At 63.5% G+C, this 12,213-nt stretch carries 10 protein-coding genes and 2 pseudogenes; 9 read left to right on the top strand and 3 right to left on the bottom strand.

The window, feature by feature from the left end; translation table 11 throughout:
• Positions 1-284 precede the first annotated feature (284 nt).
• The gene (locus tag IVB12_RS30330) at positions 285-1,709 is read right to left on the bottom strand and encodes a methyl-accepting chemotaxis protein (RefSeq protein WP_247304654.1); all 1,425 of its coding nucleotides are present in this window, start codon (positions 1,707-1,709) and stop codon (positions 285-287) included.
• A gap of 107 nt (positions 1,710-1,816) precedes the next feature.
• On the bottom strand, positions 1,817-3,565 hold the full coding sequence (locus IVB12_RS30325) for a methyl-accepting chemotaxis protein (RefSeq protein WP_247304650.1): 1,749 nt from the start codon (positions 3,563-3,565) through the stop codon (positions 1,817-1,819).
• 221 nt (positions 3,566-3,786) lie between these two features.
• Between IVB12_RS30325 and IVB12_RS30320 the strand changes: the two genes are divergently transcribed.
• From IVB12_RS30320 to IVB12_RS38495, 6 genes and pseudogenes are all read left to right on the top strand, one after another.
• Positions 3,787-4,533 carry a YebC/PmpR family DNA-binding transcriptional regulator gene (locus IVB12_RS30320; RefSeq protein ID WP_247304647.1) on the top strand — a complete coding sequence of 249 codons (747 nt, stop codon included), beginning with the start codon at positions 3,787-3,789 and terminating at the stop codon, positions 4,531-4,533.
• A gap of 222 nt (positions 4,534-4,755) precedes the next feature.
• Positions 4,756-5,283 carry a crossover junction endodeoxyribonuclease RuvC gene (gene ruvC / locus IVB12_RS30315; protein ID WP_247304644.1) on the top strand — a complete coding sequence of 176 codons (528 nt, stop codon included), beginning with the start codon at positions 4,756-4,758 and terminating at the stop codon, positions 5,281-5,283.
• The gene (gene ruvA / locus IVB12_RS30310; protein WP_028182470.1) at positions 5,280-5,897 is read left to right on the top strand and encodes a Holliday junction branch migration protein RuvA; all 618 of its coding nucleotides are present in this window, start codon (positions 5,280-5,282) and stop codon (positions 5,895-5,897) included. The genes ruvC and ruvA overlap by 4 nt, the downstream gene beginning before the upstream one ends.
• A gap of 149 nt (positions 5,898-6,046) precedes the next feature.
• Positions 6,047-7,078 (top strand): Holliday junction branch migration DNA helicase RuvB, encoded by a 1,032-nt coding sequence (ruvB, locus tag IVB12_RS30305; protein ID WP_247278114.1) that lies wholly within the window; start codon positions 6,047-6,049, stop codon positions 7,076-7,078.
• Between the two features lie 149 nt (positions 7,079-7,227).
• Entirely contained in the window at positions 7,228-8,151 is a 924-nt protein-coding gene (locus IVB12_RS30300) for a metallophosphoesterase (RefSeq protein WP_247304641.1), read from the top strand.
• A 69-nt stretch (positions 8,152-8,220) separates the two neighbouring features.
• Positions 8,221-8,301: pseudogene (locus IVB12_RS38495) on the top strand (acyl-CoA thioester hydrolase); the annotation flags it as partial.
• Here IVB12_RS38495 and IVB12_RS30290 read toward each other — a convergent pair.
• Positions 8,283-9,986 (bottom strand): recombinase family protein, encoded by a 1,704-nt coding sequence (locus IVB12_RS30290; RefSeq protein WP_247278108.1) that lies wholly within the window; start codon positions 9,984-9,986, stop codon positions 8,283-8,285. The pseudogene IVB12_RS38495 and the gene IVB12_RS30290 sit on opposite strands and share 19 nt — an antisense overlap.
• A 1,129-nt stretch (positions 9,987-11,115) precedes the next feature.
• On the opposite strand from IVB12_RS30290, the gene IVB12_RS30285 reads away from it, so the two are divergent.
• From IVB12_RS30285 to IVB12_RS30275, 3 genes and pseudogenes are all read left to right on the top strand, one after another.
• Complete coding sequence (locus IVB12_RS30285; protein WP_247304638.1) at positions 11,116-11,388, top strand: hypothetical protein; 273 nt, start codon at positions 11,116-11,118, stop codon at positions 11,386-11,388.
• Positions 11,388-11,732 carry a hypothetical protein gene (locus tag IVB12_RS30280; protein ID WP_247304636.1) on the top strand — a complete coding sequence of 115 codons (345 nt, stop codon included), beginning with the start codon at positions 11,388-11,390 and terminating at the stop codon, positions 11,730-11,732. Before IVB12_RS30285 ends, IVB12_RS30280 begins: the two co-directional genes overlap by 1 nt.
• 196 nt (positions 11,733-11,928) lie before the next feature.
• A pseudogene (locus IVB12_RS30275) lies at positions 11,929-12,213 on the top strand (IS110 family transposase); the annotation flags it as partial.

Genomic DNA, 12,213 nt, shown 5'->3' with positions numbered 1-12,213 from the left:
CAGGGTCATGTGCGAGCGTGTGAGGGCTCTCCGCGCGAGATGAATGGGGGCGCAGCCGGCTACGCGGCCCTCGCCCACGAGGCAGCAAAAGTGCAAATGCGCGGTTTCGGAATAATCGCATTATGCCCCTGTTTTGCCCGACGCGTCAACTTCGTCGCGGCTTCTTTGGGCCTGCCCGCGTAAGTCTTTGATTTCGTTGGCCCCGGCTACTGTGCATGGGGTTGTTTTTCAGTTTTTGATTTGAGGGCGCCGAAGCGCCGTTGCGAGGCGCCTCGCTGCGGCCGTCAACTTTGCCGAAAACCCATTCGGAAGGCGCCCCAGTGCTTGCCGCGGACCAGGATCGGCGAGGACAGATCCTTCATCAGCACGAACTGCCCGCCGCCCATGTCGCGGCGATAGGTCTGCAGCAGGAACGGTTTTGTGTTGGCCGCGACCTTCTTCACCGCGCGATCGGTGAACAGGCGGCGGTTGCGGCAATTGGCGTTATTCCAGACCGGGTCCTTGCCCTGCGGCAGACGATAGTTCGGATTGTGGGTCGGCAGATAGCCGCCCTTGGCCCATGCGACGCAGAACACGATGCGGGGATCGGATTTCTGAATCGGATCCTGGATCGCGGGCAGGACGCGGTCGGTGAACTCGACGTAATTGGTGAGGAATTGTCTCGGATCGGTGCCGGGAATTTCGCGGTACTTCTCGTCCATGAGCTGGTCGAGCGTGATATCGCCGCGATCGATCGCGGCTTCGAACTCGGCGGAGATTCGCTTGGCGGTTTCGACGACGACGCGGATCAGCGGCGCGTCCGACGTCGCCACGCCGCTGTCGGCGATCAGCGCGATCAGGCCTTCCGAGGTGTCGAGCAGTTTTGCGATCCGTTGGTCGGCACTCCTGAGATCGCGCGAGGACAGATCGACGCCCTTGGCAAGCTCGTTGAGCTCGCCGATCACGGTGTCGCAATGCCCGAGGTTGGAGGTCGCAGCTCGCGTGACGCTGCCGATCTCCGCCTCTACTGAGGCGAAACCCTGCTGGACGCGCGAGATGATGCTGGAGATCTGTTGGGCGCCTTCACCGGCAGTCTTGGCACGCTGCGAAGCGTCGCTGCTCTCGCCGATCAGGCCTTCGATCTGGCCGTCGAGATCGCGCATGGTGTCGGAGATCTGATGCGTGGCCTGGCGAGTGGCCTCGGCGAGGTTCTTCACCTCGCTCGCGACCACGGCGAAGCCGCGACCGGCATTGCCGGCGCGTGCCGCTTCGATGGTTGCGTTCAGCGCCAGCAGATTGGTCTGCTTGGCGATCGCCTCGATCGAGCCGGAGACCTTTGCCACCTGGGCCAGCGCCGAGCCGACGGCGCTCAATCGCGCCTCGATCCGCTCCACCGCGGCGACGAGCTCGGAGATGTGGCTGACGGCGGTATCGACTGTGCTGCGCGACTGCGCGATCTCGTCGGCCGCGGCGGACGACGTCGTTTGCACCGCCTGAGATGCGTTGGCGATGTCGTGGTTTGCCGAGACCATCGTCTCGGCCGTCTTCTGGAGGTGGTGAAACCGTTCCGATTGATTGGCGACGCGGCTTGCGACTTCCTGGACATTGCCGGCGATGTCGGCGAGTTCCACGCCGAGGCCGCCGATGCGGTCGGCGAGCTGGTCGATCAGCCGTTCGGCCAGCGCCCGGTTGGAGCCGGTGTCCATGACTGCAAGTTGTACGGCGGACATGTGCGATGAGTCCTCAAGGAGAGCCGTTCGCCGGCTCACGGCAGCATTCCCATTCCAGCTTCAGCTTTAAAGGATGATTCGCGCCTGCCGTCTTGCCTGAGCGTGCACTACAATTTGTAGGCCGTCCTGAATCCGCCCCAGTGCCGGCCCTGCACGCGGATGGGGACGTCGATCTCCCGCATCATCACGGTGTTCCCGTTGCCCATGTCGCGCGCATAGCTCTGGACCAGGTACGAGCGCAGGTTGCGCGCGGCGGCGAGCCCCGCCGGATCGTTGAAGATCCGCCGGTTACGGCTGTTGGCGGTGTTCCAGGCCACGTCGCCCGGCCGCTGCGGATGCGAATAGATCTTGTTGTGCACCGGCAGGAAGCCGTTGCGATCGACCATGGCGCAGAACGCCATGCGCTGATCCTTTGCCAGGAATGCCTCCTGGAAAGGCGGTAGCGCGCGGTCGGCCCAGTCCAGATACTTTGTGCGATATTGCTGCGGATCGGTGCCCGCAATTTCCACGTAGTCGGTGTCGAAGAGGTCGTCGATCTTGACCTCGCCGCGCGCGACCGCCTGCTCGAATATCTTGGTCAGGGCGTTGCCGGCTTCCATGGCACGGGTGACAAATTCCATGTTCTCCTCATGGATCGACCACAGACTGTCCTCGATCTTCTCGCGGAGCTCGGCATGGGGGCCGACGAAATGCGCGCGGGCGCCGGCTTTGGATTGCTCGACCACGCGCAGGCGGCAGGCGCCGACGTTCTCGAGGGTGCCTTCGACCAGCGCTTGCGGCGCAAGCCGGCCTGCGTCCGCCCCGCCGATCAGCACGCCGTCCATCGCGATCTCGTAGACTGGCATCACGCCGCGCGCGGTTTCGAACTTGAGATGGCAGGGCAAGCGCTCGGTCTTGCGGCGGTCATCGTGCTCGCTCTGGCGGAGCAGCACGGCGCAACGCGACTTCAGCTTTTGCGCGAAGGTGGTGACGGCGCGGCCGGCGCTGGCGACGTTCTCGCCATGGGTCTCGGCCGCTTTGGTCGCTGCGTCGATCTCGGCCGCGCTCTCGCCGACCGAGACGATGAAGTCCGAGGCGCTGGCAGCGTTGCCGGAGACTTCGCTGGTGGTGGCGTTCTGCTCGGCGACGGCGCCGTTGACGGTCTCGAACACCGGGCGGATCGCCTCGATCGCCTGCGAGATGCGGTGCACGGCATCCGCAGAGCCGGCGGCGTCGCGCTGGAGTGCGTCGATCTTTTTGGTGATCTCTTCGGTCGCGCCCTGGGTCTGCACTGCGAGCGCCTTCACTTCCGTCGCGACGACTGCAAAGCCTTTGCCGGCCGCGCCGGCGCGCGCGGCCTCGATGGTGGAGTTGAGCGCGAGCAGCGTCGTCTGCCGTGCGATCTGCGCGATCAGATTGACGACATTGCCGATGGCGGCGGAGGACTCGCGCAGGCGATCGACATTGGCGCGGGCTTCCTGCGCAGCGGCGCTGGCCTCGTCGGCGAGCTTGCCTGCCTCGCGAACCTGCGCTCCGATTCCCAGTGCGGACTGCGTGAACTTGTCGGCGGCATGGGCGAACGTCGAGGCGGTCGATTGCGCCGCGTTGGTGCGGCCGGTCAGGGCGTCGGTGCGGTCGCGAATGGCGGCAAGGGTTGCGGCGGTCGCCTCGGCTCCGCCGGCCACCGAATTGGCGGCGCGCTCGAGCTGCCGGATCATCGCGCCGAGCTCGAGTTCCAGCAGCTCCAGGATCTCGCGGGCCGAGTCGCCATCGGCGATCCCGGCGGGCTCGGAATGAGCCACCGGTTGCGCAGCCTGCGAGGCTGCCGCAGGCGCAGCCATGTCCGGCAGACGCTTCCGAAATAGTCCGAACGCCATCGGGTCTCTCTGGTCGGGGGACGGTCGGACGCTATTTTCGCAGGCTGAAATGAAGTCAGGGTTAACGATGCCTGACACCTAGGCAGAGGCCATTACGGCGGCTACCTTTACAGTGCTACCTTAGAGCAGCAGATCCCTTTGATTCCGGTGGGTTGGCGGCCTATAAGGCCGCGCCTCCCACCCATCGGCGAACGATCCCGAGACCCTTCAAGAGACCACGCATGGCCGGACATTCCCAATTCAAGAACATCATGCACCGCAAGGGGCGGCAGGATGCCCAGAAGTCGAAGCTGTTCGGCAAGCTGGCGCGGGAAATCACCGTCGCGGCCAAGCTGGGTACACCCGACCCCGCCATGAACCCGCGCCTGCGCGCCGCCGTGATCGCAGCACGCCAGGAGAACATGCCGAAGGACAATATCGAGCGCGCCATCAAGAAGGCGCTCGGCAGCGAGGGCGAGAATTATGACGAGATCCGCTACGAGGGCTACGGCCCCGGCGGCGTCGCCGTCATCGTCGAGGCGCTGACCGACAATCGCAACCGCGCCGCGTCCGACATCCGCTCCTTCTTCACGAAGTCCGGCGGCAATCTCGGCGAAACCGGCTCGGTCTCCTTCATGTTCGACCGCACCGGCGTCATCGAATACGATCGCAGCGTCGCCTCTGACGATGCTGTGCTGGACGCGGCGATCGAGGCCGGCGCCGACGACGTGATCTCCGGCGAGGGCGGACACGAGATCTACGCCTCGACCGAAGGCTATCGCGACGTCGCCAAGGCGCTGGAAGCCAAGTTCGGCGAGCCGCGCAAGGCCGCGCTGATCTGGAAGCCGCAGAACACGGTGTCGGTCGACGACGAGACCGGCGAGAAGCTGCTCAAGTTGATGGACATGCTGAATGAGCACGACGACGTCCAGAACGTCTACGCCAATTTCGAGGTGTCGGACGCGCTGATGGCGAAGATGGGCGGCTAGGGCCTCAACCCTCCGCTGTCGTCGCTCGGCTGGACCGGGCGACCCAGTATTCCAGAAACATTCGAACAATACCGATAAGCCGCGGCGTACTGGATAACCGCCTTCGCGGGTATGACACCGGATGTGTGCTGAGCGGCGGTGCGCCCCGCGGTATCCCACTTCCCCTGTTACTTCCGTTCTGTTTCTGTTTCGCTTCGGGCGGCCAGCCGCTATCACTGGCCCATGACTGCGCTCCCGATTCGCGGCCCCGTTCGCATCATCGGCATCGACCCCGGCCTGCGCCGCACCGGCTGGGGCGTGATCGAGGCTGAGGGCAACCGTCTGATCTACGTCGCCTGTGGTTCGGTGGAACCGCCGGACGACTTGCCGTTGGCGAGCCGGCTGCTTGCGATCCATGAGGGGCTCGCGGCCGTTCTGTCCGATCACCAGCCGATGGAAGCCGCGGTCGAGCAGACTTTCGTCAACAAGGACGGCGTTGCGACACTGAAGCTCGGCCAAGCCCGCGGCGTTGCCATGCTGGCGCCCGCAATGTTCGGCATCGTCGTCGCCGAATATGCGCCGAACCAAGTCAAGAAGACGGTGGTCGGCGCCGGTCACGCCGACAAGCAACAGATCGCGATGATGCTCAAGATTTTGCTGCCCAAGGCCGAGCCGCCGTCGGCGGATGCCGCCGACGCGCTCGCCATCGCCATCACCCACGCTCATCACCGCCAGAGCACCGCGCTCAGGCTGAAGGTCGTGGGGATATGATCGGCAAGCTCAAGGGCCTGATCGATTCCTACGGTGAGGATTTCGTCATCCTCGACGTCGGCGGCGTTGGCTATCAGGTGCATTGCTCGTCACGCACGTTGCAGCATCTGCCGTCTCCGGGCGAAGCGGCCGTGCTGTCGATCGAGACTTATGTCCGCGAGGACCAGATCAAACTGTTCGGCTTTCGCACTGACCAGGAGCGTGAATGGTTTCGCCTGCTCCAGACCGTGCAGGGCGTCGGCGCCAAGGTCGCGCTCGCCGTGCTCGGCACCTTATCGCCGGCTGACCTCGCCAATGCCATCGCGCTCCGCGACAAGGCGGCGGTGGCGCGCACGCCCGGCGTCGGCCCCAAGGTCGCCGAGCGCATCGTCACCGAACTGAAGGACAAGGCGCCGGCCTTTGCCAATGTCGATCCGGCAGTGGTGCATCTCGCCGGCGCCGTCGACGACCAGCGCGCGCCGCGCCCCGTGGCGGATGCGATCTCCGCACTGGTCAATCTCGGCTACGGCCAACCGCAGGCCGCCGCGGCGATTGCGTCGGCTTCGCGTAGTGCGGGCGAGAATGCCGAGACCGCGCAGCTCATCCGCCTCGGCCTGAAGGAGCTCGCGAAGTGAGCGCGTCAATGCTCGGTCTCGTAGGGTGGGCAAAGCGCAACGTGCCCACCACCTTTGGAGCGACCGGTGACGTGGTGGGCACGGCGCGAAGGGCGCCTTTGCCCACCCTACGAGGAGTTCGCTGAGTGAGCGATCCCAAGGCCAATCGCATGGTCTCGCCCGAGCGCCGCAGCGACGACGTCGGCGACACCGCGCTGCGTCCGCAATCGCTGTCCGACTTCGTCGGCCAGCAGCAGGCGCGCAAGAATCTCTCGATCTTCATCGAGGCGGCGCGCAAGCGCGGCGAGGCGCTGGATCACGTGCTGTTCGTGGGTCCCCCGGGCCTCGGCAAGACCACGCTGGCGCAGATCGTGGCGAAGGAGCTGGGCGTCGGCTTTCGTGCCACCTCGGGGCCTGTCATTGCCAAGGCCGGCGATCTCGCCGCCCTCCTCACCAACCTCGAAGAGCGCGACGTGCTCTTCATCGACGAGATCCATCGCCTCAGTCCGGCGGTGGAAGAGGTGCTTTATCCCGCGATGGAGGACTTTCAGCTCGACCTCATCATCGGCGAAGGCCCGGCGGCGCGCTCGGTGAAGATCGAGCTGTCGAAATTCACCCTCGTCGGCGCCACCACGCGGGCTGGCCTGCTGACCAATCCGCTGCGCGACCGCTTCGGCATTCCGGTGCGGCTCAATTTCTACACCATTGAAGAACTCGAAAGCATCGTCAGCCGCGGCGCGCGCGTGCTCAATGTCGGCATGACCGCCGATGGCGCCAACGAGATCGCGCGCCGCGCCCGCGGCACACCGCGCATCGCGGGCCGTCTGCTCCGCCGGGTCCGCGACTTCGCCTCGGCGGCCGATGCCGACAAGATCGACCGCAAGATCGCCGACCACGCACTCAGCGCGCTCGAGGTCGATGCCGCAGGCCTCGATGCCATGGACCGCCGCTACCTCACGACCATCGCGCAGAATTATGGCGGCGGCCCGGTCGGCGTCGAGACCATGGCCGCCGCTTTGTCCGAGCCGCGCGATGCCATCGAGGACATCATCGAGCCCTATCTGATCCAGTGCGGCTATCTCCAGCGCACCCCGCGCGGCCGCCTGCTCACCTCGCACGCCTTCCGTCACCTCGGTCTCGCCGAGCCCTCGCGCGATGCGGCCCAGTTCGGCCTGTTCGGCTCGGACGAGAGCGACGACTGATTTACGCAAGTGCAGAGTGCTCCGGTGCTCGTGAATTTCCGGTAATCTTGTGCAGGTCTCTGCACGGAGATGCAGGCGGTCTGCACGAGCGCACCCCAATTCCGCTCCAATCGAGTCGCATCGAGAACCAGCATCACCATCGAGCGTCCATGATCACTCGCCGTCATTTCATCCGTTCCATCGGCGCCCTGTCCGCCCTCGGCGCCTCGACCGCGGCCTACGGTGTCGGCGTCGAGCCGATGCTGCGGCTCCGCGTCACCCGCTATCATCCGGCGCCGCGGCAATGGCCGGCGGATCTTCCGCTGAAGATCGCTGTCATCGCCGACATCCATGCCTGCGATCCCTGGATGCCGCTGGAGCGGATCGAGGCCATCGTCGACCGCACCAACGCGCTGAATGCCGACCTCATCGTGCTGCTCGGCGACTATGTCGCCGGCCTGCATCAGGTCACCCGCATCATCCCGTCGAGCGAATGGGCCAGAGTGCTCGGCGGCCTCAGGGCGCCGCTCGGCGTTCACGCCGTCATGGGCAACCACGATTATTGGGACGACAAGACCGTGCAACGGGCCGGGAATGGCCCGACCATGGCGCATCGGGCACTGGAAGCGGCCGGTATACCCGTCTACGAGAACGATGTCGTGCGTCTCACCAAGGACGGCCGCCCGTTCTGGCTTGCGGGTCTCGGCGATCAGCTCGCCTTCCTACCGGCGCGACGCTTCCGCAGCATGGTGCACTTCGGTGCCGACGATCTCAACGCCACGCTCGCCAAGGTCACGGATGACGCGCCGATCATCCTGCTCGCGCATGAGCCCAACATCGCGCCGCGCGTCCCGGCGCGCGTCGCGCTGCAACTGTCCGGCCATACCCATGGCGGTCAGGTGCGCCTGCTTGGCTGGTCGCCGGCGGTCCCGCCGCAGCATGGCATCCGGCTCGCCTACGGCCATGTCCGGCTGAAATGCGACGTCATCATCTCTGGCGGCCTCGGTTGCAGCATCATGCCGCTCCGCGTCGGCGTGCCGCCTGAGATCGTCGAGGTGACGCTGGGTGCGACGAGGCGGCCGGTTGTATCCTAGCTCGGCTTGCGCGGCCGGCGGTTTTTGCGCAAAACGGGCTGGTTATCGACAAGCCAAGAGGCTCGCGACGTGACAGCTCATCTCGACGGCGAGATCCGCGACGGCCGCCACCACATGCAGGTCCGCGTCTATTACGAGGACACGGATTTCCCTGACTTGCCATTGTCGTAGTAAGCAAACGTGCTGATTTCTCGCTCCTTGCTACGGTTTTCAGGGAAAAGCTTCTTGCCGTAAAGCGCGGAGCTGTTCAGGTAGGGGGTATATTCGTAGGGCATCCGCTTGGGAACCGGATGCACTACTATGCATTCAATCAAGTTGCGGAAAGCGACGCGAGTTTCGATCGCCTTGGGATTTGTCTTGAGCGCGGTGACCAGCCTTCTAACCTCCGAACGGTATCCGTCACTGAATTTCGAGTGATCGAAGCCGATGACATTTTCGCCGCCACCGCCCAGCAGCCGCAAGCGCTCTTCAACGCTTTCCCGCTCCACGTCGCACTCATCGATCCGCTTGAGCAACTCGTCCGGCTTCCGACGGCTATTTGCGATGGCATATGACAGGCGTTCGATCTCGGTAGTCAACACGCGGCGTCGACGCTCTAGCTTAGCGTGTTCGCTGCCCTTGTTCCGATCGTTTTTGCGCTCCTCCTTCCAGGCACACATCGCCTCTTCAATGGCTTTCGGCGAAAGCAATTTCAATTGGATTTTGTCGGAGGCATCCTCGAGCAGAACGTCCATGTCGAAGCTGCGGGTGTGCTCGCAGGTGCCCCGCTGATGCGCGCTCGCGCATGCCGCGCGCGGTGCACCGTTACGCGAGGATTGAGCGATTCGCATGTGGCCATTGCAGACGCCGCACCGGAGCACACCGGCAAGCGGGTGCTCATTGTTGCGCGGGATCACGGCGCGACGCCGCGGCTTGCCAGTCGGTCCGAACATAGATACGGCGCGCGCGCTACGAACCTCCTGCGCTCGATTCCAGAGCACTTGCGGAACGATCCGTAGCTCCGGCTTTTTGACTATGATGTGGCGCTCTTCTGGATTGCGGCGCTTCTGCTTCTTCTGGGTCTCCGGGTTGAGAATTGTCGAGCGAACGTTCCAATGTATCTCGCCGATATATAGATCGTTGCCGATAATGCCGCGACCATGCCGACCGCCTGTGATGCACTGATGATTCCAGGTGGTACGACCAGCCTTGTTCTTGTGACGAGTTGCACCGGGTGAGGGCACGCCTTCGCGGGTGAGATCAGCGGCGATAGTTCGGGTCGAGCGGCCCGCTGCATATTCGGTGAAGATGCGGAGCACAATCTTTGCTTCGTTCTCATCGATCACGCGTTCGCCCGGCGCGCCCGGCCTCGGTCGATAACCATAGGCGTATGAGCCAGGAATTCTTCCGTTGGCAACAGCGTTGTCATGGCCGCGCCGAACCTTTTCGGCGAGCTGCGGCTTGTAAATCGTGTTGTAGAGACTTGCAATGCTGATGTCAGTGGCGGTCGCATAGACCCCTTTCTGATCCATCAGCTCGACGCCATTGAACTCGAAAACCTGCTTGAGACGCTGGATGGTTGCGGGATCACGCGACAAGCGGTCGAAATGTTCAACCACGACCACGTCAAAGTCCTGGTTTCGCACCCCGTTGAGCAAACGTTGATAGCCGTCCCTCGCACCTTCGGTAAGACCAGATTTTGCGGCATCCACAAACTCGCCGATGACATCGAGGTTGTTGCGCAATGCGACCTTCCGGCAGAGCAATAGCTGACCGTCAATCGAGGTCGCCTTTTGCATGTCGCTGGAATAACGGGCGTATAGTACGGCCGTTTTCTTCGATGACGCTGTCGTCATGCCGGTCCTCTATCGGCTGCCCCGAACCGTGATGTTCATCCCGTGCGAGCTGACGTCCGATAGCACGCGCCAACTCAAACCAGATTTCGTCATTGTCCGGATTATCCCAGCTCTGACGATGGGAGGGGGCAAGCGGTCGAATGGTCGCTCGTTGTCTTCGGAGAGATCGGATGCGGGCACGCATTTGCAAACTCGCAAGCAGAAGCTAGCGTAAATTTCTGCGCCGCGCTACAGCCAAGCCGCAGCGATTACACGCAACGCTTCGCTCATGCTGACCTCGGCAGCGTTGAATGAAAATGAATTTCTTGAAGTGCCGCGGCGCGCGTGAGGGCATTCCTGGCGATGAGGCGCGTAGTCGAGAGCAGATGTGCTAAGCAAAGCGGAGTAAAAATACTGACGGCGGCGTAAGTCTGTTGCTGAGGCCGGTGCATAGCGGACCCGTTCTCGGTTCACGCGGCTTCTCGTGCAGATGTGTAGTGGCTGCCGCGGAGCGCCGGCTTGTCCATCAATAAAATTTGGCCGGTGGCGGCGAATTGTAGCGCACAGCCCAAACGCGGTGGTCCGCCCCCAAGGAGCCGTCGCTGATTGGGTCTTTCTTATTCCGCTGGTTCGATCACCCCCTTGCGTCGAGCCTCCCAGAGCAAGCATTCGCGTCTGCGTGAGCTCCGTAATCGCGCGTCGAAAGCACAGTCAGAGAAACGCATAGTTCTGATAGAGTGCTCCCGCTCCGATATCCAAGGAGTTCAAAATTGAACTCGCTGCCCAGGTCCGTCCGGCGTCTGGATCCTCATGGAGTTCCTCCATGTCGGCTGGCGAGACACCGTCGGATGATGCCCCGTGGCGCCTCACCAGCGCTGGCGAGATACGCGAACCGTTGGCCTGTGGTGGGAGGTGCACGCCGAGTCTGCCGTCTCGGCTAAGATCGGGTTGGGCAGATACGGTTCGCCGTTTCCACGAGGAATCAGCCAGCCCGCAACGGGAACCTCGCTCCGTCCAGGCGTTAGCATAGCCGCCCCGGTGCGTCGGAGTGGTGTAAATTATGTTTCTTCCTATTTTAATGAATGTTGTCGGGCTTAGCGTCCATGTTTTGCGGGAACGGAGACCGCGATGCCAAAGCATCAGACCTCGCTTGAAAAGATCGATCGGCGAGCGCGTGGCGGTGACGGTTGCGGCCGGCGACGTGCGCATCCGCCACGGCATGCGCGAGGTTGCGGTCCATAAGCAATCGGAAGGTCGCCGGCTGCGGATCATCGGTTCCGCCCACCTCGACGGGGTTGCCGGTCGCACTGGCGCCTTCTGCCGACCGGCAATCGCGACACCGACAGTGCCGGCGCCTTCTCCACTGCCCTCGTTGTTGCGTCCTCTTGCCGAATACGAAGCAGCGATCGGAGGGAGCTTCTGATGGCGCGTACAAAAAAAGCTACTGAAGCGCCAATCGATCGGCTCGAGGCCATGCTGGTGCGATTGCAGCTCTCCGGCATCCGCGACCAGCTCGACAACCTGCTCGAGGAGGCGGCGCGCGCGAACCTGTCGGCGCGTGAGACGCTGATCCTGCTGCGCGAGCGTGACATCGCGCGCAAGGATCATCACGTCTACGAGGATGAGCCCTACAAGTTCACGCTGCTCGAAGCGTCAAACGTGTGCAGCTCGCCGAATCCGCACTCAAGAGCTGGTAAGAGCGGCGCTGGATCGACGTCGCCCCGATCAAGGCCTGGGGTCTATTGCACAAGTGTCGATGTCTGTTGAGCCGTCATTGCGAGCGAAGCGAAGCAATCCAGAATGCCTCCGCGGAGACAGTCTGGATTGCTTGGTCGCGGAGTTTAGGTCCGGCCGGCCGAAGGCCGAACCGGGTGGCTCCTCGCAATGATGGGGTGGACGGCCCCCGAACGGCATCAATGTGCCAGACTGGTGATTGAGTCGAACCAGACAAAGGGAGCCGTCCATGTCGAAGATTAACACAATTGGTTTGGATCTGGCGAAGAACGTTTTTCAGATTCATGGGGTTGATGCGTCGGGAGCTGTGGTGGTGAGGCGCCAGCTTAAGCGAGCCGCGGTCGAGAAGTTTTTCGCGCAGTTGCCGCCTTGCCTGGTGGGCATGGAGGCTTGCGGCAGCGCTCATCATTGGGCGCGCGTCATCAGCCGCTATGGCCATGAGGTGCGGCTGATGCCGCCGGCGTATGTGAAGCCCTATGTCAAGCGCAACAAGAACGACGGTCGTGACGCCGAG

The sequence above is a fragment of the Bradyrhizobium sp. 179 genome (assembly GCF_023073535.1).
Taxonomy (GTDB): Bacteria; Pseudomonadota; Alphaproteobacteria; order Rhizobiales; family Xanthobacteraceae; genus Bradyrhizobium.
Note: the sequence above shows the minus strand (reverse complement) of the source record. Positions and strands in the feature narration are given on the sequence as shown.